Source organism: Campylobacter concisus (assembly GCF_050447505.1).
GTDB lineage: Bacteria > Campylobacterota > Campylobacteria > Campylobacterales > Campylobacteraceae > Campylobacter_A > Campylobacter_A concisus_BP.
Window position 1 is genome coordinate 789,769 of sequence record NZ_JALMFZ010000001.1, and the last position, 22,312, is coordinate 812,080.

18 protein-coding genes and 5 tRNA genes are annotated in these 22,312 nt (G+C 38.0%); 22 read left to right on the plus strand and 1 reads right to left on the minus strand.

Annotation, left to right across the window (positions count from 1 at the left end; genetic code table 11):
• Window positions 1-2: 2 nt before the first annotated feature.
• From MTT09_RS03905 to MTT09_RS03935, 7 genes are all read left to right on the plus strand, one after another.
• The gene (locus tag MTT09_RS03905; protein ID WP_012001497.1) at window positions 3-662 is read left to right on the plus strand and encodes a transglutaminase-like cysteine peptidase; all 660 of its coding nucleotides are present in this window, start codon (window positions 3-5) and stop codon (window positions 660-662) included.
• Window positions 659-2,608 carry a bifunctional diguanylate cyclase/phosphodiesterase gene (locus MTT09_RS03910; RefSeq protein WP_149725762.1) on the plus strand — a complete coding sequence of 650 codons (1,950 nt, stop codon included), beginning with the start codon at window positions 659-661 and terminating at the stop codon, window positions 2,606-2,608. Before MTT09_RS03905 ends, MTT09_RS03910 begins: the two co-directional genes overlap by 4 nt.
• A gap of 3 nt (window positions 2,609-2,611) precedes the next feature.
• On the plus strand, window positions 2,612-4,750 hold the full coding sequence (locus MTT09_RS03915; RefSeq protein WP_021085509.1) for a type I secretion system permease/ATPase: 2,139 nt from the start codon (window positions 2,612-2,614) through the stop codon (window positions 4,748-4,750).
• Between the two features lie 2 nt (window positions 4,751-4,752).
• Window positions 4,753-6,219: an HlyD family type I secretion periplasmic adaptor subunit gene (locus tag MTT09_RS03920; protein WP_107714439.1), complete on the plus strand. Its 1,467-nt coding sequence runs from the start codon at window positions 4,753-4,755 to the stop codon at window positions 6,217-6,219.
• Window positions 6,219-6,716, plus strand: a complete 498-nt coding sequence (locus MTT09_RS03925) for a DUF5416 family protein (protein WP_429802667.1) — start codon at window positions 6,219-6,221, stop codon at window positions 6,714-6,716. Before MTT09_RS03920 ends, MTT09_RS03925 begins: the two co-directional genes overlap by 1 nt.
• A 17-nt stretch (window positions 6,717-6,733) precedes the next feature.
• Complete coding sequence (locus tag MTT09_RS03930) at window positions 6,734-7,369, plus strand: response regulator transcription factor (protein ID WP_103631272.1); 636 nt, start codon at window positions 6,734-6,736, stop codon at window positions 7,367-7,369.
• 121 nt (window positions 7,370-7,490) lie between these two features.
• Window positions 7,491-7,985: a transglutaminase-like cysteine peptidase gene (locus MTT09_RS03935; RefSeq protein WP_223228736.1), complete on the plus strand. Its 495-nt coding sequence runs from the start codon at window positions 7,491-7,493 to the stop codon at window positions 7,983-7,985.
• On the opposite strand, the gene MTT09_RS03940 is transcribed toward MTT09_RS03935, so the two are convergent.
• The gene (locus MTT09_RS03940; protein WP_002941090.1) at window positions 7,982-8,230 is read right to left on the minus strand and encodes a hypothetical protein; all 249 of its coding nucleotides are present in this window, start codon (window positions 8,228-8,230) and stop codon (window positions 7,982-7,984) included. The two genes, MTT09_RS03935 and MTT09_RS03940, sit on opposite strands and share 4 nt — an antisense overlap.
• Before the next feature lie 257 nt (window positions 8,231-8,487).
• On the opposite strand from MTT09_RS03940, the gene MTT09_RS03945 reads away from it, so the two are divergent.
• The 15 genes from MTT09_RS03945 (at window position 8,488) to rpoC (ending at window position 22,261) form a co-directional block, all read left to right on the plus strand.
• Window positions 8,488-8,563 (plus strand) — tRNA-Thr (locus tag MTT09_RS03945).
• Between the two features lie 52 nt (window positions 8,564-8,615).
• A tRNA-Tyr gene (locus MTT09_RS03950) sits at window positions 8,616-8,700 on the plus strand.
• Between the two features lie 7 nt (window positions 8,701-8,707).
• A tRNA-Gly gene (locus MTT09_RS03955) sits at window positions 8,708-8,784 on the plus strand.
• 124 nt (window positions 8,785-8,908) lie between these two features.
• Window positions 8,909-8,983: transfer RNA gene (locus MTT09_RS03960), tRNA-Thr, on the plus strand.
• Between the two features lie 72 nt (window positions 8,984-9,055).
• Complete coding sequence (tuf, locus tag MTT09_RS03965; RefSeq protein ID WP_002941132.1) at window positions 9,056-10,255, plus strand: elongation factor Tu; 1,200 nt, start codon at window positions 9,056-9,058, stop codon at window positions 10,253-10,255.
• A 53-nt stretch (window positions 10,256-10,308) separates the two neighbouring features.
• A complete protein-coding gene (rpmG, locus tag MTT09_RS03970; RefSeq protein ID WP_002941157.1) occupies window positions 10,309-10,467 on the plus strand; it encodes a 50S ribosomal protein L33 in 159 nt (52 codons plus the stop codon).
• A gap of 19 nt (window positions 10,468-10,486) precedes the next feature.
• A tRNA-Trp gene (locus tag MTT09_RS03975) sits at window positions 10,487-10,562 on the plus strand.
• Between the two features lie 17 nt (window positions 10,563-10,579).
• A complete protein-coding gene (gene secE / locus MTT09_RS03980) occupies window positions 10,580-10,759 on the plus strand; it encodes a preprotein translocase subunit SecE (protein ID WP_002941070.1) in 180 nt (59 codons plus the stop codon).
• An 11-nt stretch (window positions 10,760-10,770) separates the two neighbouring features.
• Window positions 10,771-11,304, plus strand: a complete 534-nt coding sequence (nusG, locus tag MTT09_RS03985; protein ID WP_180385147.1) for a transcription termination/antitermination protein NusG — start codon at window positions 10,771-10,773, stop codon at window positions 11,302-11,304.
• Window positions 11,305-11,314: 10 nt separating this feature from the next.
• Complete coding sequence (gene rplK / locus MTT09_RS03990) at window positions 11,315-11,740, plus strand: 50S ribosomal protein L11 (RefSeq protein WP_002941145.1); 426 nt, start codon at window positions 11,315-11,317, stop codon at window positions 11,738-11,740.
• Window positions 11,741-11,799: 59 nt separating this feature from the next.
• Window positions 11,800-12,501, plus strand: coding sequence for a 50S ribosomal protein L1 (rplA, locus tag MTT09_RS03995; protein WP_002941167.1), 702 nt, complete (start codon window positions 11,800-11,802; stop codon window positions 12,499-12,501).
• A 103-nt stretch (window positions 12,502-12,604) separates the two neighbouring features.
• A complete protein-coding gene (gene rplJ, locus MTT09_RS04000; protein ID WP_021090459.1) occupies window positions 12,605-13,090 on the plus strand; it encodes a 50S ribosomal protein L10 in 486 nt (161 codons plus the stop codon).
• 29 nt (window positions 13,091-13,119) lie between these two features.
• Window positions 13,120-13,497, plus strand: coding sequence for a 50S ribosomal protein L7/L12 (gene rplL, locus MTT09_RS04005; RefSeq protein ID WP_429802670.1), 378 nt, complete (start codon window positions 13,120-13,122; stop codon window positions 13,495-13,497).
• 117 nt (window positions 13,498-13,614) lie between these two features.
• Complete coding sequence (gene rpoB / locus MTT09_RS04010; RefSeq protein ID WP_429802672.1) at window positions 13,615-17,760, plus strand: DNA-directed RNA polymerase subunit beta; 4,146 nt, start codon at window positions 13,615-13,617, stop codon at window positions 17,758-17,760.
• Complete coding sequence (gene rpoC, locus MTT09_RS04015) at window positions 17,747-22,261, plus strand: DNA-directed RNA polymerase subunit beta' (protein ID WP_429802674.1); 4,515 nt, start codon at window positions 17,747-17,749, stop codon at window positions 22,259-22,261. Before rpoB ends, rpoC begins: the two co-directional genes overlap by 14 nt.
• The last annotated feature ends 51 nt before the right edge of the window (window positions 22,262-22,312 follow it).

Here is a 22,312-nt window from a genome sequence, read left to right on the forward strand (position 1 = left end):
CCATGAGGGTCAAAGCAAAATTCTGGACGCTTACTTTAAGCGTCCTTTTTTCGTTATTAGCATTAAATGCTGTCGGGGATTTTATAAAACAAACAACGATAGCAAAGGTGGCTAAAATTTATGGAGAAGATGCAAGAAGAAGGGCATCGGCATTAAATTCTTTAATGACTTCATTGCAAGATGCAACCGAACAAGAGAAATTAATAAAAGTAAATGATTTTTTTAACTCTTTTAGGTGGGTTGATGATATGCAACTTTGGCATAAAAAAGATTACTGGGCTACCAGAATGGAATTTGTAGGAAAAGGCGCTGGTGACTGCGAAGACTACGTTATCGCAAAGTATTTCACCCTAAAGCAACTTGGAATTCCAACTCAAAAATTATACTTCACATACGTTAAAGCCTTAAGATACAACCAAGCACATATGGTTTTGGCATATTATGATACACCAAAGTCTATTCCATTAATTTTAGACAACATAAATGGTAAAATAAAAATCGCAACGCAAAGAACAGACCTCGTGCCAGTTTATAGTTTCAACGGTGATTCGCTATACTTGGCAAAACAAGAAGGTCTTGGTCAGGCAATACCAGGTGGAAATAAAAAACAAAATCCTAAGTGGATGGAACTAATAGATAGGATAGGAAAAGAGGATTTATGACGCTATTTAAACAGATTATGATCGCTGTGATAGCTTTTGGCATCGTGATTTTTATGGCTGTTGGCTACTTAAATTTTAAGAGCCTAAATGGATACATCAACGACCAGCTCGGTGAAAACGCAAGACACACAGCAAACTCACTTGGACTTGCTTTAAAGCCGATTGTCGATCCTGAGGATATGTCTTTGGCACAAACGATGATAAATTCTATGTTTGATAGCGGCAGATACAAGCTCATTAAGCTTGAAGATGTCGATGGTAAGGTGCTTATAGAAAATTCTCAACAAACTATTGTTAAAGATATCCCTGAGTGGTTTTATAAGATCGCTAAATTTGAAGCTCCAGTAGCAACAAGTGAGATCATGACTGGCTGGGCAAAATTTGGCACACTCTATGTTCAAGGTAGCACGGCACTTGCTTACAATGAGCTTTACTCAAACTCAAAAAATATTTTTAACTTTCTAGCTTTAATGATCATCATCGCTCTTATCGTGGCATTTTTCGCCCTAAAAGCGATATTTAGACCACTTGTTAAGGTGCAAGATCAAGCTGAAGCGATACTTGATAATAAATTTATCATTCAAAAGAGAATTCCATTCACAACCGACCTTAAAAAGATGGTGCTCGCCATGAACTCAATGGTTAGCAAGGTTCAAGACATCTTTGAAAGAGAGGCGGCTACACTTAGCAAGTATCAAGAGCTTTTATATAAAGACTCTATGAGCGGCACTTACAATAGAAGATTTTTTCAAACTAAATTTAGTGAGTATTTAGCGAGTGAAGAGTATTCAAGCGGTGTTGCTTCGCTTGTTAGCTTTAAAGATCTAGCAGGGCTAAAAGGCGTTCTTGGCTTTGAAAAATGGCAAAGTGTCATCATAAAAATAGCTCAAATTTTACAAGAAAAATCAACCGAAAATGACCAAAATGCGATCGTTGCAAGGCTAAATGACAACGATTTTATCTTGCTTTCTTACGGTAAAAACTCATCAAATTTCTCAGCTTTAGACGATAAGATCATGGCTGAGTTTAAAAAACTCTATGCAAATTTCTCTATAAACGATAGCGAATGCCCAGTCAATGCTGCTATTGTCGAGTACTCGCCAAGCACTGACATGAGGACGCTACTTACATCAGCTGACGTCACTTTGGCTAGTGCAAGACTGGCTGGCTGCTTTGCTTGCAAAGAATTTAATGCAAATCAAAACACCCTAGTCATCGGCAAAGAGAAATACAAAGAGCTTATCTTTGACTCTATAAAAGAGGATAAATTTAAATTTGCAGCTCAAAAAGTAGTTGGTTTTGACTCAAACTTTGAGCAGTACGAACTCTATCTAAGGCTCGTTGATAGTGAGGGCAAATGGCGCATGGCATCATACTTTATGCCAATGGTAAATGAGCTAAATTTAGGTGCGATGCTTGATCTTCATATCCTAAATAGGATCGCTAGAATTTTGCCTGAAAATATCTTGCCTCAAGGAAGCTTGGCGATAAATTTAGGAAAAGAGATATTAAGTTCGGATGAAAATTTCTCAAAACTTGAAGCCACGCTTAAAAAAATCGCTCAAATTTCAAAGTCTAAGAACTATATAGAAATTCCAAACAAAGACGATATTAGTATCGAAAGTATAGTTAGACTTACTAAAAAATTAAAAGAACTCGGCTTTGGTTTTGGATTTGACCACTTTGATCTTAATGCAAAAGGCATTGAGAAGTTAAAAGAATTTAATCCAGACTACGTAAAGATCCAGTCGAGCGTCTTAATCGACTTTTTAAGTGATAAATCAGGAGCAAATACAAAACAATCACTAGATGTTGTTTTAAGCTCAAAAGATATCATATTGATTGCGATTGGTGTTGAGAGTGAAGAGCAAAAGAGTAAGCTAATTGAGCTTGGCATTAAAAATATGCAAGGAATTTACATAGATGAAATCAAAAATATTGGATGATAGATGCATAGCGATAAGATAAAAGACGAACTGCTTCAATGTTTGGTGATCTTTACCAAACTTCACAATAACCCATATAGTGCCGATGCTTTGACTATCGGTCTGCCTGTAAAAGATGGCGAAGAGATCGAGCTTTTTTCACTAAAGAGCTCGAAGTCTTTATTTTCTCGTGCAGCTTCACGTGCTGGCTTTGCATCGACGCTTGTCAGAAAAGATCTTGATCAAATTTCGCCTTTAGTTTTGCCTTGTATTTTGATGCTTAGAGGCAAAAAAGCTTGCATCCTGCAATCTTTCAGTGAAGACAAAAAGATGGCAAACATCATCACGCCTGATCTTTCAACTGGCACTAGCACGATAGAAACAAGCAAGCTAAAAGATGAGTATCTAGGCTATGCTTACTATCTAAAACGCGAATTTGTCCCAGAAGATACAAGCTCGACAAAGCTTATTGACGCTGGCAATGATCACTGGTTTTGGGGCACTTTAAAGCGCTCTAAGAAAATTTACTTTGACGTCGTGATAGCAAGCTTTATCATAAACTTATTTGTCCTTGCAAGCCCGCTCTTTACGATGAACGTCTATGACCGCGTTGTGCCAAATAACGCAGTTGAGACACTTTGGGTTCTAGCGCTTGGCGTGAGCGTCGTTTATGGCATCGATCTATTTTTAAAATTTGTTCGTTCATATTTTCTTGAGATCGCAGGCAAGAAGAGTGATATCATCATGAGCTCAATCCTCTTTGAGCGCGTCATGGATATGAAATTTAGCAACAAACCAAAATCTGTTGGTTCATTTGCTAGCAACTTGAAAGAATTTGACACAGTTAGAAATTTCTTCTCATCTGCGTCGCTTGCTGCCATTGTGGATCTGCCATTTGCGTTAATCTTCTTGATAGTTACCTACTTTATAGGAAGCTACCTTGTGCTTGTGCCTATCGTTATTATGATAGCTATTTTGTGCTACACATTTTTTATAAAAGATCCGCTTCAAAATGCGATCAAGAGCACATTTGAAGCTTCAGCTATGAAAAATGGAATTTTGATAGAGAGCCTTAGTAGCTTGGAGACCATTAAAACTCTTGGTGCTAGCGGTCACGTGCAGTGGAACTGGGAGGAGGCGACTGGCGAGATAGCAAACAGAAGTATCAAGTCAAAGATCATCACTACTTCAATCACAACCGTGACTTCATTTTTGGTTCAGCTAAACACTATCGCTATCATCGTTCTTGGTGTTTATATGATACAAGATACGCACCTTACTATGGGTGGTTTGATCGCTGCTGTTATGCTTAGCTCTCGTGCGATCGCCCCTATGGGTCAAGTAGCCTCACTAGCTGCAAATTTCGAGCAGACAAAGACAGCTTACCAAAGCCTTAGCAAGATCATGCAGATGCCAGTTGAAAGACCTGAGGGCAAGAAATTTGTTAGAAGAAATTCTTTTGATGGCAAGATAGAGTTTAAAAACGTTAGCTTTACTTATCCAGACACCACAAAAGGCTCACTTGATAGGATAAATTTTGTCATTCAACCGGGTGAGAAAGTAGGCATCATCGGTAGAAATGGCTCTGGTAAGACAACCTTGCAAAAGATAATCCTAGGCCTTTACGCACCGACTGAAGGCTCAGTGCTAATTGATGGTATCGATATAAATCAAATAGACCCAGCTGATCTTAGAAGAAATATCGGCTACGTGCCACAAGATGTTGTGCTATTTAAGGGAACGGTTAGAGAAAATATCGTTCAAAAAGCTCCATACGTTGATGATATGCAGATCATCAAGGCTGCAAAAGTGAGTGGCGTAGACGAGTATGTCAATGCTCACCCGCTTGGTTTTGATATGCCTGTCTTTGAAAGAGGCGATGGCATTAGCGGCGGTCAGCGTCAAAGTATAGCCGTGGCTAGGGCATTTTTGCTTGATAGTCCTATCATCTTGCTTGACGAGCCTACAAATTCGCTTGATAATACAGTTGAGAGCAAGCTAAAAGCAAATTTAAAGGTAAATACCGTAAATAAAACTATGATTTTAGTAACTCATAGAACATCAATGCTCGATCTTGTAGATAGGCTCATAGTGATGGATAACGGCAAAATTTTACTAGATGGTCCAAGAGACGAAGTTTTAGCTAGACTTAGTGGGAAGTGATTATGCAAGAAGATATAAAAAATCAACAAAATGAAAATTTAAAGTCAGACGAAAAGCCGGTTCAAAAAAGCGACATAAAAGAGCAAGAGAGTGCTGGAGATCAAATTTTAAATAGCGTAGATGGCATCAAGTCAAACATCCAAGCTAAAAACTACGATGCCTATGACTTAAAATTTATGTCAAGCCTCTCAGAAGCGGTTTTGGCAAAGGCTCCATCAACCTCAAAAAAGATACTTTATGCAGTTAGTATAACTGTATTTTGGCTACTTTTATGGGCTTCGTGGGCACAGATAGACGAGATAACAAGAGGTAGCGGCAAGATCATCCCATCAGGTAAAAACCAAGCGATACAAAACCTTGAGGGCGGTATCGTAGATCAAATTTTTGTAAAAGAGGGCGATGAGGTTAAAAAAGATCAGATCCTCATCAGGCTTGATAATAAAAATTTTACAAGTAGCTACGGCGAGTCAAAACTAAGACTTGATGAGCTTCAGGCTAAATTTATGAGGCTTGATGCTGAGGCAAATGATAAAGAATTTGACTACAACGAAACAAGAGATGCGAACAATAGCAAAGCTGTAAGATACGAGATAAGCTTGCATAACTCAAACATCGATCACCTAAACGAGCAAATAGGAATTTTAACAGAGCAAATTCACCAGCGCCAAAGTGAGCTAACCGAGCTTAGAAATAAAATTTCTCAAACTCAAAATAGCTATAACCTTGTTTTAAAAGAAAAAGCGATCATGGAGCCTATCTTTAAAAAAGGTCTTGTTAGTGAGGTCGAGTATATCCAGCTTCAAAGACGTGTAAATGACCTAAAGGGCGAGCTTGACGCATCTGTGCTTGCCGTGCCAAGGGTCGAATCAACCATAAAAGAGGCGAAAAATAAGATAGAAGAGGCAAAGCTGGCGTTTAAAAATAATGCAAAAAAAGAGCTAAACGAAGTCTCTGCTGAGATCGCAAGGATAAACGAGTCGCAAATCAGCCTAAGCGACAGGGTTGAAAGAACTTATGTAAGATCTCCGGTAAATGGTATCGTTAGTAAGATGATGGTGCATACCGTCTCAGGCGTTATCAAACCAGGTGAAAATATCGCTGAGATCGTCCCACTAGAAGATAAGCTCATCGCTGAGGTAAAGGTTAAGCCAGCTGACGTTGCGTTCTTGAGACCTGGACTTGATACGATGGTTAAATTTACGGCGTATGATTTTAGTATTTATGGCGGCTTAAAAGGCAAAGTAACACAGATCAGTGCCGATACCGAGACAAATGAAAAAACAGGCGAGAGCTACTATCTAGTCAGGATAGAAACTGAGAAAAACTATCTTGGTAGCGAAGAGAAGCCACTTAGGATCAAGGTTGGTATGATAGTTTCAGCTGATATCATCACTGGTAAAAAGACGATACTTGACTATCTGTTAAAACCTATCTTAAAAGCAAAACAAAACGCTTTAACGGAGCGATAATGCAAAAGTCGGCTAGCTTTGAGCAAAATTTTAGCGAATATCAAATTTCAAGAGCAAAGTTGGCTGAGGAATTTGTCATTGTAAATGATGGCAAAATATGCGATCTAATCGGAAGAGGGGTCGTTAAATTTCTCTTTAAAGACTGTGAAAAAAGCTTTGATGAGATGATAAATTTAAAAAGAGAAGAGCACATCAGCTTAGCTGGGCTAAAGATAGAGGATGAGCTAGTAAGCAGCATCAAAATATCAATTAGTGGCTACGATGAAAGCAGCGATAGCTTGGACTTTGATCTAAATTTACTATCTCTTAGCGTGCCATATAGATATGCTATATCAAATGGTTGTTTTGAGATGAGTATCTTTTTAAAAGAAGACAAAGAAGTGGTTGAGAAATTTTTATCCACTTTTAGTTATAAATTTGAGGCAAATAGTGGCAAGGAACGCTACTTGATCGTTTTCGTAAATGAGTCAAAAATTTACGAGCAAACCTATATGTGATATAAGGAAATATGATTATGAATGTGGTTTTTTTTACTCAAAATGGTTCGCTTAATAATCTTTGGCGAGGGTATTTTTCAGATGAAGATGTAAAATTTACTCACAACAAAAAGGATTTTTTTGCAAATTTAAACGACGAGGTTGATATCGTCGGTATCGATACAAATGCTTTTAAAGATAGCCTTGATGAAAATATTAAAACCATTCATGAAACTTTTCCAAATATAAAATGTCTAATCCTTGCAAACGAACCAAAATTTAGTGAAGGCAAACATCTGCTAGCTCTTGGCGTCAAAGGATATGCAAACTCACACATGAGAAAAACTCACTTTGAAGATGCCTTTGAGACGATTTTAAATGGCAAAGTTTGGCTTTATCCAGAATTTATCCAAGCGATGATCGGAGAGCTAACTGGCTCATATATAAATAATGAAAGTGAAACTTTGGAGAAAAAGTCTGATCTAAGCGAGCTTAGTTCACGCGAAAAAGAGATCGCAAACTTAATCTACCAAGGTCTAACAAACAATGAAATTTCAGAGCAAACAGGCATTACTTTAAGGACAGTAAAGGCGCACACCACGTCGATTTATAGCAAACTAAATGTGAAAGATAGAATAGGTCTTGTACTTTTGATGAAGCAGCTACATGCGTAAAATTTTGCTTCTTTTTTTTGTCTCTTCTCTTTTTGCAAATAATTTTGAAATTTCCCCAAAAAATATATCTCAATGTAAAAATCAAATTTGCAAAAATATCCTAAATCACTATGCAAATTTTATGAAAAAAATAGAACACGAAAGCTTTATAAGAAAGCTAGAACTCATAAATTCATACTTAAATTCCTTAATGCCAAGATATGATGATTTTTACAATACAAATGTCGATGTGTGGAGTACTAGGAGCGAGTTTTTAAGGCGAGGTGGTGGAGACTGCGAAGAGTATGCGATATCAAAGCGTGATAGCCTAAAAGATCTTGGTGTAGATAATCAAAAATGCCTTCTAGTCGTTCAGGAAAAAAATACGAAAAAATATCATATGGTGCTAGCTGTTTGGGAAAATTTACACAAAGAGCCTTTGATACTAGATAATCTAAGCTTTAGAGTTTTGCCACTTTCGAAGCGTTATGACCTTGTGCCAGAGTATTGTTTGATGGATGGAAAATATTTTAAGATAAAAAAAGATGGCATAAATTTAGAGCCAGTAAATATAAGAATGCAAACTTACGAAAATTTGATAAAAAAAGAAAAAGAAGAGAAATTTTGGAAGAATTAATCTTCCAAGTCGATGTCTATTTTTTCAACATTTGTTGTAATATCTTTGGTATTTTTCTCAATGTTGTGTTTATTTTTCTCGATTAGTGATCTGTTTTGACCTATAAGGTCTCTATTTTCTTTGATGCCATCACTGTTTTGCTCGATCATCTTACTTAGCGTCGCTATCTTTTTTTCATAGCGGATCATCAAGAAGTAGATCACGTAAATTAGCAGTAAAATTACCGCCCAAGGTAAAAATTGCATATTAAATCCTTTGTAATTTTTCGTAATTATAGAAATTTTAGCTTTTAAAAAAAATAAAACTATGAAAATATGAAATTTTATATATGTAAAATTTATCTTCGATTTTTGGTAAAAGTGGCTCAGTCTAGCAGGTATTTTTAAAATTTTTTATAAAATTTATAGGTTTTAATTACAAAAAAAATTAGATAAAATATTTTTCAAAATCTCCTTGACTTTTATTTTATTTTGGGCTATAATTGCCACTTCACAAAACAGGTGCTGGTGTAGCTCAGTTGGTAGAGCTACTGCCTTGTAAGCAGTGGGTCGGCGGTTCAAGTCCGTTCACCAGCTCCATTTTGTAACAGTGTTTGACCAGAAAATACCAAAATAACTTATTAATGTTTAAGGTGAGATACTCAAGCGGCCAACGAGGGCAGACTGTAAATCTGCTGACTATGTCTTCCGTGGTTCGAATCCACGTCTCACCACCATTGTTATGCGGGAGTAGCTCAGTTGGCTAGAGCATCAGCCTTCCAAGCTGAGGGTCGCGGGTTCGAGCCCCGTTTCCCGCTCCAAAATTTGGGAAAGTAAACTGGGAGCTGTATCTAGATTTTACTAAACACAGTTATTCCATCTTTATTTTCATGAATTTTTAGTTGTTTGTATGTTGATTAAAATCATCTCAGCCAAGCGTTTTTCGCTCATATGGCTCAGAGGTAGAGCACTTCCTTGGTAAGGAAGAGGTCGCGGGTTCAAGTCCCGCTATGAGCTCCACTGGTTTATATGATTTTATATTACTATACGAATTTGAATTAGATAAAGACACATATCATAACGGAGGAAAAGATGGCTAAAGAAAAATTTTCACGCAACAAGCCACACGTAAACATAGGCACTATCGGTCACGTTGACCATGGTAAAACTACTTTAACAGCTGCAATATCTGCTGTTCTTTCACGCAAAGGTCTTGCTGAGCTAAAAGATTATGATAATATTGATAATGCTCCAGAAGAGAAAGAGCGTGGTATTACAATTGCTACTTCACACATTGAGTATGAGACAGAGAAACGTCACTATGCTCACGTTGACTGCCCAGGCCACGCCGACTATGTAAAAAACATGATTACAGGTGCTGCTCAAATGGACGGTGCTATTCTAGTTGTTTCTGCAGCAGACGGCCCAATGCCACAAACAAGAGAGCACATCTTGCTATCTCGCCAAGTTGGTGTTCCTTATATCGTTGTTTTCATGAACAAAGCAGATATGGTTGATGATGCTGAGTTACTTGAACTAGTTGAAATGGAAATTCGCGAACTACTTAACGAGTACAACTTTCCAGGTGATGATACTCCGATAGTTTCTGGTTCAGCACTTAAAGCTCTTGAAGAGGCTAAAGCTGGTCAAGATGGCGAATGGTCAGCAAAAATTATGGAACTAATGGATGCGGTTGATAGCTATATCCCAACTCCAGTTCGTGCTACAGATAAAGATCTTCTTATGCCAATCGAAGATGTTTTCTCAATTTCAGGTCGTGGTACAGTTGTAACAGGTAGAATTGAGAAAGGTGTTGTTAAGGTTGGTGACACAATAGAAATCGTTGGTATCAAACCTACACAAACAACAACAGTTACTGGTGTTGAGATGTTTAGAAAAGAGATGGATCAAGGTGAAGCTGGCGATAACGTTGGTGTTCTTCTTCGTGGTACTAAAAAAGAAGACGTTGAACGTGGTATGGTTCTTTGCAAACCTAAATCAATTACTCCTCACACAAAATTTGAGGGTGAGGTTTATATTCTAACTAAAGAAGAGGGCGGTCGCCACACTCCTTTCTTTAACAACTATAGACCACAATTCTATGTAAGAACAACTGACGTTACTGGTTCTATTACATTGCCAGAAGGTACAGAGATGGTTATGCCAGGCGATAACGTAAGAATTTCTGTTGAGCTTATCGCTCCAGTTGCACTTGAGGAAGGTACTCGTTTTGCTATCCGTGAAGGTGGTAGAACTGTTGGTTCAGGTGTTGTTTCAAAAATACTTGGTTAATTTATAAAATTATGCCAAAGGGGAAACCCTTTGGCTTTCTATAAGGAATATATATGAGAATTAAAATCGGTTTAAAATGCTCTGAGTGTGGTGATATCAATTATACTACTACAAAAAACAGCAAAACCACTACAGATAAGGTTGAGCTCAAAAAATATTGCCCAAGATTAAAAAAACATACTGTTCATAAAGAAGTTAAGTTAAAAAGCTAATTAAGAATAAGTAGCTATTAGGGCAATAGCTCCAACGGTAGAGCGCTGGATTCCAAATCCAATGGTTGGGGGTTCGAATCCCTCTTGCCCTGCCACAATTAAGGTTAAGATTATGGAAAAATTTATAAATTATATAAAGCTATCTAAATTGGAAATAATGAAAGTTATCTTTCCTACTAAAGAACAAATTAGAAATGCTTTTATTGCAGTTTTTATCGTGGTCGCTGTTGTTTCACTTTTTTTAGCTCTTGTTGATGTTATTATGTCCTTTGTTCTTTCTAAAGTTATATAGAGTAAGGAAAAATAATGTCACATAAATGGTATGCTATACAAACTTACGCTGGTAGCGAAATGGCAGTAAAAAGAGGAATTGAAAATTTAGTTAGAGATCACGGTATTGAAGATCAACTAAAAGAAGTTATAGTTCCTACAGAAGACGTAATAGAGATAAAAAACGGTAAGCAAAAAATTAATGAAAGAACTCTTTATCCTGGATATGCTTTTGCATGTTTAGATCTTGATACAGCTCTTTGGCATAAGATTCAGTCTTTGCCAAAGGTTGGACGTTTTATCGGTGAGGCTAAAAAGCCTACACCATTGACTGAAAAAGATATAAATACTATCTTGGAGAAAGTTCAAAAAAGAGCGGCACCAAAACCTAAAATATTTTTTGAGGATGGTGAAAGCGTTCGCATAACAGAAGGTCCTTTTGCTAACTTTACAGGTATCGTTGAAGAATACGATATGATACATGGTAAGCTTAGACTCAATGTTTCTATTTTTGGTAGAAGTACCCCTGTTGATATTTTGTATTCACAAGTTGAGAAGATAATTTAAGGAGCAAGAAATGGCTAAAAAAGTTATAGGTGAAATAAAATTACAAATTGCCGCAACAAAAGCAAATCCTAGCCCGCCAGTTGGTCCAGCATTAGGACAAAAGGGCGTTAATATTATGGAATTTTGTAAAGCCTTTAATGAAAAAACAAAAGATATGGTTGGATTTAATATCCCAGTTGTTATAACAGTTTATGCGGATAAAAGTTTTACATTTATCACAAAGCAACCACCTGCTACAGATCTTATTAAGAAGGCTGCGGGTATAACAAAAGGAACAGATAATCCTTTAAAAAATAAAGTAGGTAAATTAACAAAAGCTCAAGTTTTAGAAATTGTTGAGAAAAAACTTGTTGATTTGAATACAAATGATAAAGAGCAAGCAGCTAAGATTATCGCTGGTTCAGCTCGTTCAATGGGTGTCGAAGTAGTAGACTAAAACCTTTACCGTCAGGTTGATTTTCAAAAGACGGAAGCAATTTATATGCGGAGAAATTTATGGGAAAAACTAGTAAGAGATTTCAAGAATTGCTCAAAAAAGTAGAGCAAGATAAAATTTATAACCTTAGCGAGGCTATCGATACAGTTAAAACTCTAGCTTCTGCTAAATTTAATGAGACAGTTGAGATTGCATTAAAATTAAATGTTGATCCAAGACATGCAGATCAAATGGTTCGCGGTTCTGTTGTTTTACCAGCTGGTACAGGCAAAGTTGTAAGAGTTGCTGTTATAGCAAAAGATGCTAAAGCTGATGAGGCAAAAGCTGCTGGTGCTGACATAGTTGGTGCCGATGATCTAGTTGAGGATATCCAAAAAGGTATAATGAACTTTGATGTTCTTATAGCTACTCCAAATTTAATGGGTCTTGTAGGTAAAGTTGGTAGAATTTTAGGACCTAAAGGTTTAATGCCAAATCCAAAAACTGGAACAGTTACAATGGATGTTGCACAAGCTGTTAATAACGCAAAAAGTGGACAAGTAAATTTCCGTGTTGATAAGCAAGGAAATATACATGCAGGTCTTGGTAAGGTCAATTTTACTAAAGAGCAATTAAATGAAAATATTTCAACATTTATTAAAGCTATTAATAAGCATAAACCTGCGACTGCAAAAGGTAGATATGTAAAAAATGCTTCATTGTCTTTAACAATGAGCCCTTCTGTAACTCTTGATACTCAAGAAGTTATGGATTTAAAATAAGAATTTAGAGAAATTTATATCTTAGATTGGAGATAGCCGAGGCCATTGGGCTTAATTGATTCGACCCGCTCTGCTTGAAATTACCGGTCGGAAAGGAGAAAAAGTGACACGTAACGAAAAAACTGAAGTTGTTGCAAAATTAGAGAGTGAATTTAAAACTGCTGAAGCTATTGTAGTTTGTGACTACCGTGGTCTTTCAGTTAAAAAACTTGAAGTTTTAAGAAATTCTGCTAAAGAACAAAATGTAAAAGTTCAAGTTATTAAAAATACTCTTGCAAATATTGCTCTTAAAAATTCTGATAAAGTCGGAATGGAACTTAAAGATACAAATATCTATCTTTGGAGTGAAGATCAATTAGCAGTAACTAAAGTAGCCGCAAAATTTGAAGAGTCTAATGCTGATCTTTTCAAAATTAAAACAGCTTATATTGATGGCGAAGTTGCAAGCGTTGATAAAGTTAAAGCTCTATCTAAAATGCCTAGCCGTGATGAGCTTATTGCGATGCTTTTGCAAGTTTGGAATGCGCCAATTCAAAATTTCACAATTGGTTTGAATGCGCTTAAAGAGAAAAAAGAACAATCAGCTTAATTAAAATTAAAAAATAATAAGGATAAAAAATGGCAATTACAAAAGAAGACGTATTAGAGTTTATATCTAATCTTTCTGTACTTGAGCTTAGCGAACTTGTAAAAGAGTTTGAAGAGAAATTTGGTGTTAGCGCAGCTCCTGTAATGGTAGCTGGCGGTACAGTTGCTGCAGGCGGTGCAGCTGCTGCTGAAGAAAAAACAGAATTTAACATTGTTTTGGTTGATTCTGGTGATAAGAAAATCAATGTTATTAAGGTTGTTAGAGCACTTACTGGTCTTGGTCTTAAAGAGGCTAAAGACGCAGTTGAAGGAACTCCATCTGTTCTTAAAGAAGGCGTTAGCAAAGACGAAGCTGAAGCAGCTAAAAAAGAGCTTGAAGAGGCTGGTGCCAAGGTTGAACTTAAATAATTTTTTATTATTTAGGCTTAATATTTCAAGAGAGGGCAGAGGCTCTCTCTTTTTTAAATTTTAGATGCCTTGTAAAAGGCTATACTTTTCTTTCAAAATTACCACGAGGTAGATGCAATGTTAAATAGCTTATACTCAGGAAATCGTCTTAGAGTTGACTTCTCTAATGTCGTTAAAGAGATAGACGTTCCGAACCTACTACAACTACAAAAAAAGAGCTTTGATAATTTTTTAAATCTAAATAACAATCAGACAGAAAGCGGTATCGAAAAAGTTTTTAAGTCGATTTTCCCTATACATGATCCGCAAAATCGTTTGACTTTAGAATATGTTAGCTCAGAGATTGGAAAACCAAAATATACAATCAGAGAGTGTATAGAAAGAGGTCTTACATACTCTGTAAATTTAAAAATGAAAATACGCCTTATCGTGCATGAAAAAGATGATAAGACTGGTGATAAAGTTGGCGTTAAAGATATAAAAGAGCAAGAAATTTTCATACGTGAAATTCCGTTGATGACAGATAGAATTTCATTTATTATAAATGGTGTTGAGCGTGTTGTTGTCAATCAACTTCATAGAAGCCCTGGTGTTATCTTTAAACAAGAGGAGAGTGCGACTGTTGCAAATAAACTTATCTATACAGCTCAAATAATCCCAGATCGTGGCTCTTGGTTACACTTTGAATATGATACAAAAGATATTTTATATGTTAGGATAAATAAGCGCAGAAAAGTGCCTGTAACTATCTTGTTTAGGGCATTAGGATATAAAAAACAAGACATTATTAAGCTATTTTATCCGATACAAAATTTAGTTATTAAAAATAATAAATTTTTAACTCTTTTCAATCCAGAGGATTATCTAGGAAGAGTTGAGTATGATATAAAAAATGAAGATGGAGAGATTCTTCACCAAGCTGGCAAGCGCTTAACAAAGAAAAAAGCTGATAAATTAATCGAAGATGGCGTTAAATTTGTTGAGTATCCGATAGAAGCACTTATAGGTAGATATTTGGCAAACCCTGTGATAAACACAGAAAGCGGCGAAATTTTATATGACACACTATCTGCTCTTGATGAGAATAAACTTGCAAAAATTTTAGCTGAGCATGAAAGTATTGATATTATAAACAACTCTGCTGCTGGCGTTGATGACGCTATCATAAATTCATTTATAGCTGATAATGATATGCTTAAGGTTTTAAAACAAACTGAGGGCGTTGATGATGAAAATGACCTTGCTGCTATTAGAATTTACAAGGTTATGAGACCTGGTGAGCCGGTAGTTAAAGAGGCTGCAAAAAGCTTTGTAAATGATATATTGTTTAATCCTGAAAGATATGACCTAACAAAAGTTGGTCGTATGAAGATGAACCACAAGCTCTCACTTGATGTGCCAGAGTATGTTACTGTGCTAACTAGTGAAGATATTATTAAAACTGCAAAGTATCTTATAAAAGTTAAAAATGGACAAGGTCACATTGATGACCGTGATCACCTTGGTAACCGCCGTATAAGATCGATTGGCGAGCTACTTGCTAGCGAACTTCACCTTGGTTTTGTTAAGATGCAAAAGGCTATCCGTGATAAATTTACAAGTCTAAGCAACAATACTGATGAGATCATGCCTTATGATCTTATTAATCCAAAAATGATCACGGCAACAATCATGGAATTTTTCACAGGCGGTCAGTTAAGCCAGTTTATGGATCAGACAAACCCACTTAGTGAGGTTACACACAAGCGTCGTCTTTCTGCACTTGGCGAGGGCGGCTTGGTAAAAGAGCGTGCTGGATTTGAGGTGCGTGACGTTCACCCAACTCACTACGGCAGAATTTGTCCGGTTGAGACCCCAGAAGGTCAAAATATCGGTCTTATAAACACTCTTTCAACTTATGCAAAAGTAAATGACCTTGGCTTTGTTGAGGCGCCTTATAAAAAGGTCGTCGATGGCAAAGTGACTGATGAGATAGTCTATCTAACAGCGACGCAAGAAGAGGGTAATGTTATAGCTCCAGCATCAACTAAGCTTGATGAAAATGGACATATCGTTGAGGATTTGATCGAGGTTAGAAAAGAGGGCGAGATGATGCTTGCTCGTAGAGAAGATGTTACCTTGATCGACCTTTGCTCTGGTATGATAGCTGGTGTTGCAGCTTCGCTTATCCCATTCTTAGAGCACGACGACGCTAACCGTGCACTTATGGGCTCAAACATGCAGCGTCAAGCGGTGCCACTACTTCGTTCAACTGCTCCTATCGTTGGAACAGGCATGGAGAGTGTTATCGCAAGAGATGCTTGGGAGAGCGTTAAGGCAAAACGTGGCGGCGTAGTTGAAAAGGTTGATAATAAAAACATTTTTATCCTTGGTGAAGATGAAGCTGGTCCATATATCGATCACTACTCTTTAGAGAAAAATTTAAGAACAAACCAAAATACGACATTTTCACAACATCCAATCGTTAAAAAAGGCGATGAGATCAAGGCTAATCAAATCATAGCCGATGGTCCTAGCATGGAAAAGGGTGAGCTAGCTATTGGTAAAAACGCACTAATCGCATTTATGCCTTGGAATGGCTACAACTATGAGGATGCGATCGTTATTAGCGAAAAAATGATACGTGAAGATGCCTTTACAAGTGTTCATATCTATGAAAAAGAGATCGAGGCTCGTGAGCTAAAAGACGGCGTTGAAGAGATAACAAAAGATATACCAAACGTCAAAGAAGAGGAGCTTATGCACCTTGACGAAAGCGGTATCGTTAAAATCGGTACAGAGATCAAGCCTGGTATGATCCTTGTTGGTAAGGTATCTCCAAAAGGCGAGGTTAAGCCAACTCCGGAAGAAAGACTTTTGCGTGCGATCTTTGGTGAAAAAGCTGGTCACGTGGTAAATAAATCACTCTACGCTTCAGCTTCGATGGAAGGCGTTGTTGTTGATGTTAAAATTTTCACTAAAAAAGGCTATGAAAAAGATAGCAGAACAAACAAAGCTTATGAAGAGGAGAAGACACTTTTAGAAAAAGAGCACCACGATAGATTGCTTATGCTAGACCGCGAAGAGATGCTAAAAGTTACAGCGCTTCTTTCTAAAAACCCACTAGCGAGCGATCAAGAGGTAAATAAAAAAGAGTATAAAAAAGGCTCAAAGATCAACAAAGCTGACTTTGAGAATATCAATAGATTTACTCTAAATGCTATCGTAAAGAGCTTTTCAAAAGATATCCAAAAGAAATATGACGAGCTAAAAAATTACTTCCAAAATGAGAAGAAAAAGCTCAAAGAAGAGCACGACGCTAAGATAGAAATTTTAGAAAAAGATGACATTTTGCCAAGTGGCGTTGTAAAACTTGTAAAAGTTTATATAGCTACAAAACGCAAACTAAAAGTTGGTGACAAAATGGCTGGACGTCACGGAAACAAAGGTATCGTTTCAAATATAGTTAGAGAAGTCGATATGCCGTATCTTCCAAGCGGTCAGATCGTTGATATCGTGCTAAACCCACTAGGCGTTCCAAGCCGTATGAACATCGGTCAAATTTTAGAGAGCCACCTTGGTCTTGTTGGTTACCGCTTGGGCGAGCAGATCAATGAAATTTTTGAGACCAAAAAAGGCGAGTGGATAAAAGAGCTAAGAGCTAAGATGATAGAGATCGCAAGCGTTGCTAAGCTAATGGACGCTAAAAAAGCTCTTGGTAAGATGAGTGATGAGAAGCTTCTTGAGTATGCAAAAGATTGGAGCAATGGTGTAAGATTTGCAACTCCGATTTTTGAAGGCGTTAAAGCTGACGAATTTGCAAAACTATTTGAGATGGCAAAGATAGATAGTGACGGTAAAACTGAGCTATATGACGGACGTACAGGCTCAAAGATAAGAGAACGCGTTAATGTTGGTTGTATGTATATGCTAAAACTTCACCACTTGGTTGATGAAAAAGTTCACGCAAGAAGTACTGGACCATACAGCCTTGTTACACAACAACCTGTCGGCGGTAAGGCGCTATTTGGTGGTCAAAGGTTTGGTGAGATGGAGGTTTGGGCACTTGAGGCTTATGGTGCTGCTCATACACTAAGAGAGATGCTAACTGTAAAATCAGACGATGTTGAGGGAAGACTTTCTGCTTACAAAGCTTTAACAAGAGGTGAAAACGTTCCTGAGACTGGCATCCCTGAGACGTTCTTTGTTCTAACAAACGAGCTAAAATCACTAGCTCTTGATGTGGAAGTATATGATGAGGATGAGACAAATGAAACTAACTAATTTAAAACCAGTTGAGATAAAAGAAGAGCATAGACCTCGTGATTTTGAAGCTTTTCAACTTCGTTTAGCAAGTCCTGAGAAGATCAAGTCTTGGAGTTATGGCGAGGTTAAAAAACCAGAAACTATCAATTACCGCACGCTAAAACCTGAGCGTGACGGTCTGTTTTGTGCCAAAATTTTCGGACCGATCCGCGACTATGAGTGCCTTTGCGGTAAATATAAAAAGATGCGCTATAAAGGTATCAAGTGTGAAAAGTGCGGCGTTGAAGTAACAACATCTAAGGTTCGTCGCTCTCGCATGGGTCACATAGAGCTTGTAACTCCAGTGGCTCACATCTGGTATGTAAATTTCTTGCCAAGCCGTATAGGTGCGCTTCTTGGTATCAAGATGAAAGACCTCGAGCGCGTGCTTTACTATGAGGCATACATTGTTGATAATGCTGGTGAGGCTTATTATGACAATGAAAATTCTAAAAAAGTTGAAAAGTATGACGTTTTAAACGAGGAGCAATATCAAAGCCTAGCTTCAAGATATGAAGAAACTGGCTTTAGTGCTAGAATGGGTGGCGAGGTCATCTATGATATGCTAGCTGAGCTTGATTTAACTCAAATTTTAAATCAGCTACAAGAAGAGATGGAGGCTACAAATTCTGAGGCCAAGAAAAAAACTATCGTAAAACGTCTAAAGGTTATCGAGAGCTTTTTAAATTCAGGCAACCGTCCAGAGTGGATGATGATAACAAATTTACCAGTTCTTCCACCTGACCTTAGACCGCTTGTTAATCTTGATGGCGGTAAATTTGCTGTTTCAGACGTAAATGATCTATATCGCCGTGTAATAAATAGAAATAGCCGTCTAAAACGCCTACTTGAGCTTGATGCGCCTGAGATCATTATTAGAAACGAAAAGAGAATGCTTCAAGAGGCTGTTGATGCGCTTTTTGACAATGGCCGTAGAGCAAATGCGGTAAAAGGTGCAAATAAACGCCCACTAAAATCACTAAGCGAGATTATCAAAGGTAAGCAAGGCCGCTTCCGTCAGAATTTGCTAGGTAAGCGTGTTGATTTCTCTGGACGTTCTGTTATCGTCGTTGGTCCAAAGCTAAAAATGGATCAGTGCGGTCTTCCAAAGAAGATGGCTTTAGAGCTATTTAAGCCACATTTGCTTGCTCGCCTTGAAGAAAAAGGCTATGCGACAACCGTTAAGCAAGCTAAAAAGATGATAGAAGATAAGACAAATGAGGTTTGGGAGTGCTTAGAAGAGGTCGTTAAAGACTATCCAGTTATGCTAAACCGTGCTCCGACACTTCACAAGCTCTCTATCCAGGCGTTTCACCCAGTGCTTGTTGAAGGTAAGGCGATCCAGCTTCACCCACTAGTTTGTGCGGCGTTCAACGCGGACTTCGACGGCGACCAAATGGCTGTTCACGTGCCACTATCTCAAGAGGCTATAGCAGAGTGTAAAATTTTGATGCTTAGTTCAATGAACATCTTGCTTCCTGCAAGTGGTAAGGCTATCACAGTCCCTTCACAAGATATGGTTTTAGGAATTTATTATTTAAGCTTAGAGAGAAATGACGAAAAAGGTGCAAATAAAATTTTCTCAAGTGTTGATGAAGTAATGATCGCTGAAGAGGCTAATACTCTTGGTCTTCACGCAAAAATTAAGACAATGGTCGATAATAAGATCATCTTCACAACAGCTGGTCGTTTGATTTTAAGAGCGATACTACCTGATTTTGTTCCTGATAATATGTGGAATAAGATCATGAAGAAAAAAGATATTGCAAATTTGGTTGATTATGTTTATAGAAATGGCGGCCTTGAAGTAACGGCTGACTTCCTTGATAAGCTTAAAAATTTAGGCTTTAGATATGCTACAAAAGCGGGAATTTCTATCTCTATTGCAGACATCATCGTGCCAGATAGCAAGCAAAAATATATCGATGAAGCTAAGAAAAAAGTTCGTGAAATTCAAAAGCAATACGGCGCTGGTCTTTTAACAGATAGCGAGAGATACAACAAGATCATCGATATCTGGACAGATACAAACAACAGCGTTGCAAGCGAGATGATGAAGCTTATCCAAAATGATAAAGGCGGATTTAACTCAATTTATATGATGGCAGACTCAGGTGCGAGAGGTAGTGCTGCGCAAATTCGTCAGCTAGCTGGTATGCGTGGTCTTATGGCAAAACCTGACGGCTCGATCATCGAAACACCGATCATTTCAAACTTCCGTGAAGGTCTAAACATAATGGAGTACTTCAACTCTACCCACGGAGCTAGAAAGGGTCTTGCAGATACCGCGCTAAAAACTGCCAACGCTGGTTACTTAACAAGAAAGCTAATCGACGTTGCTCAAAACGTTAAAGTCACGATGCATGATTGCGGTACGCACGAGGGCGTTGAGATCACAGATATCACAGAGAGCGGCGAGCTAATAGAGAGCCTTGAAGAGAGAGTCTTGGGCCGTGTTTTAGCAGATGATGTGATCGATCCTATAACAAATGAAATTTTATTTAGTGAAGGCACATTGCTTGATGAAGAGAAAGCTAAGGCTATAACAGAAGCTGGCATAAAATCAGTAAGCATTAGAACACCTATCACGTGCAAGGCGCCAAAGGGCGTTTGTGCAAAATGTTATGGATTAAATTTGGGTGAGGGCAAACTTGTAAAACCAGGCGAGGCTGTCGGTATCATCTCGGCTCAATCAATCGGTGAGCCAGGCACTCAGCTAACGCTAAGAACATTCCACATCGGTGGTACGGCTTCTACTGAGCAACAGGATCGCCAAGTCATCGCTCAAAAAGAGGGCTTTATTAGATATTACAACCTTAGCACATACGAGAACAACGGCAAAAAGATCGTTGCAAACAGAAGAAGTGCAGCTGTACTACTTGTTGAGCCAAAGATAAAATCAACAATCGATGGTAAAATCGAGATCGAATATGCTCACGAAGATGTAAATATCGTTATCAAGGGCAAAAAAGAAGAGGTTAAATATACAATCAGAAGAAACGACCTTGCTAAGCCAAACGAACTAGCTGGCGTTAGCGGTAAGATCGAAGGCAAGATGTATATCCCTTATGCAAATGGCGACAAGGTAAAAGAGAATGAGAGTATCGTTGAGATAATCAAAGAGGGCTGGAACGTTCCAAATCGTATCCCTTATGCTAGTGAGCTTAAAATTTCAGACGGCGATCCAGTAACTAGAAAGATCACAGCAGATGCAAATGGTGTGGTTAAATTTTTCATACTAAAAGGTGACTTCCTTGATAGACTAAAAGATATCAAAAAAGGTCACAAAGTAACTGAAAAAGGCTTCTTTGTTGTCGTTTCTGACAAGGACGGACGTGAGGCAGTTCGCCACTACATCCCAAGAAATTCTATCATCCAAGTATCAGATAATGATGCGGTAGAAAGAGCGACAGTAGTCTCACTACCTGAAAAAGATGACAAACTAATAATCGCTGAGTGGGATCCATACTCAACTCCAACTATCGCAGAAGAGGCTGGTGTGGTTAGCTTTGAAGATGTCGAGCCAGGATATAGTGCGACTGAGCAAGCTGACGAGGCAACTGGCCAAAGACGTCTTGTTATCAATGAGTACTTGCCAAGTGGCGTAAAACCAGCGATCATTATCACTACAAAGAGCGGACATTTGATCAAGTATCCACTTGATCCAAAAACTGCTATCTTTGTTTCAAGTGGCGATGAAGTAGCTCAAGCTGACATCTTAGCTAAAACACCAAAAGCTGTTGCTAAGTCAAAAGATATCACCGGTGGTCTTCCAAGAGTTAGTGAGCTATTTGAAGCAAGACGCCCTAAAAATACAGCTATCGTTGCAGAGATCGACGGTGTTGTTAGATTTGACAAGCCGCTTCGCTCAAAAGAGCGCATCATCATCCAAGCAGAAGATGGCACGACAGCTGAGTATTTGATAGAGAAGAGCCGCCAGATCCAAGTAAGAGACGGCGAATTTGTCCATGCTGGCGAGAAACTAACAGACGGACTTATCTCAAGCCATGATATCTTAAGAATTCTTGGTGAAAAGGCACTTCACTACTATTTGATCAGTGAAATTCAGCAAGTTTATCGTCGCCAAGGTGTTGCGATCGCTGATAAGCACATCGAGATTATCGTCTCTCAAATGCTTCGCCAAGTCAAAATCGTCGATAGCGGAAATACAAATTTCATCGTTGGCGACATGGTTTCAAGAAACAAATTTAAAGAAGAGAACGAGCGCATCATGAAAATGGGTGGCGAGCCAGCTATCGCTGAGCCGATCCTTCTTGGTGTTACAAGAGCGGCTATCGGAAGTGATAGTGTGATCTCTGCTGCGTCATTCCAAGAGACAACTAAGGTCTTAACAGAAGCCTCAATCGCTGCTAAATTTGACTATCTTGAAGATCTAAAAGAGAACGTCATCCTTGGACGTATGATCCCAGTTGGTACTGGTTTTTACAAAGATAAAAAGATAAAGATCAAAGAAAACTAATATATTAAGCCCCGCATCTGGGGCTTAAACCTCTCATAAATTTATCCACTT

What these genes read in the sequence shown, in the direction of transcription:
- MTT09_RS03905 (WP_012001497.1), top strand. Translation starts at nt 3, where the DNA reads ATGAGGGTCAAAGCAAAATTCTGGACGCTTACTTTAAGCGTCCTTTTT.
- MTT09_RS03910 (WP_149725762.1), top strand. Translation starts at nt 659, where the DNA reads ATGACGCTATTTAAACAGATTATGATCGCTGTGATAGCTTTTGGCATC.
- MTT09_RS03915 (WP_021085509.1), top strand. Translation starts at nt 2,612, where the DNA reads ATGCATAGCGATAAGATAAAAGACGAACTGCTTCAATGTTTGGTGATC.
- MTT09_RS03920 (WP_107714439.1), top strand. Translation starts at nt 4,753, where the DNA reads ATGCAAGAAGATATAAAAAATCAACAAAATGAAAATTTAAAGTCAGAC.
- MTT09_RS03925 (WP_429802667.1), top strand. Translation starts at nt 6,219, where the DNA reads ATGCAAAAGTCGGCTAGCTTTGAGCAAAATTTTAGCGAATATCAAATT.
- MTT09_RS03930 (WP_103631272.1), top strand. Translation starts at nt 6,734, where the DNA reads ATGAATGTGGTTTTTTTTACTCAAAATGGTTCGCTTAATAATCTTTGG.
- MTT09_RS03935 (WP_223228736.1), top strand. Translation starts at nt 7,491, where the DNA reads ATGAAAAAAATAGAACACGAAAGCTTTATAAGAAAGCTAGAACTCATA.
- MTT09_RS03940 (WP_002941090.1), bottom strand. Translation starts at nt 8,230, where the DNA reads ATGCAATTTTTACCTTGGGCGGTAATTTTACTGCTAATTTACGTGATC.
- tuf (WP_002941132.1), top strand. Translation starts at nt 9,056, where the DNA reads ATGGCTAAAGAAAAATTTTCACGCAACAAGCCACACGTAAACATAGGC.
- rpmG (WP_002941157.1), top strand. Translation starts at nt 10,309, where the DNA reads ATGAGAATTAAAATCGGTTTAAAATGCTCTGAGTGTGGTGATATCAAT.
- secE (WP_002941070.1), top strand. Translation starts at nt 10,580, where the DNA reads ATGGAAAAATTTATAAATTATATAAAGCTATCTAAATTGGAAATAATG.
- rplK (WP_002941145.1), top strand. Translation starts at nt 11,315, where the DNA reads ATGGCTAAAAAAGTTATAGGTGAAATAAAATTACAAATTGCCGCAACA.
- rplA (WP_002941167.1), top strand. Translation starts at nt 11,800, where the DNA reads ATGGGAAAAACTAGTAAGAGATTTCAAGAATTGCTCAAAAAAGTAGAG.
- rplL (WP_429802670.1), top strand. Translation starts at nt 13,120, where the DNA reads ATGGCAATTACAAAAGAAGACGTATTAGAGTTTATATCTAATCTTTCT.
- rpoB (WP_429802672.1), top strand. Translation starts at nt 13,615, where the DNA reads ATGTTAAATAGCTTATACTCAGGAAATCGTCTTAGAGTTGACTTCTCT.
- rpoC (WP_429802674.1), top strand. Translation starts at nt 17,747, where the DNA reads ATGAAACTAACTAATTTAAAACCAGTTGAGATAAAAGAAGAGCATAGA.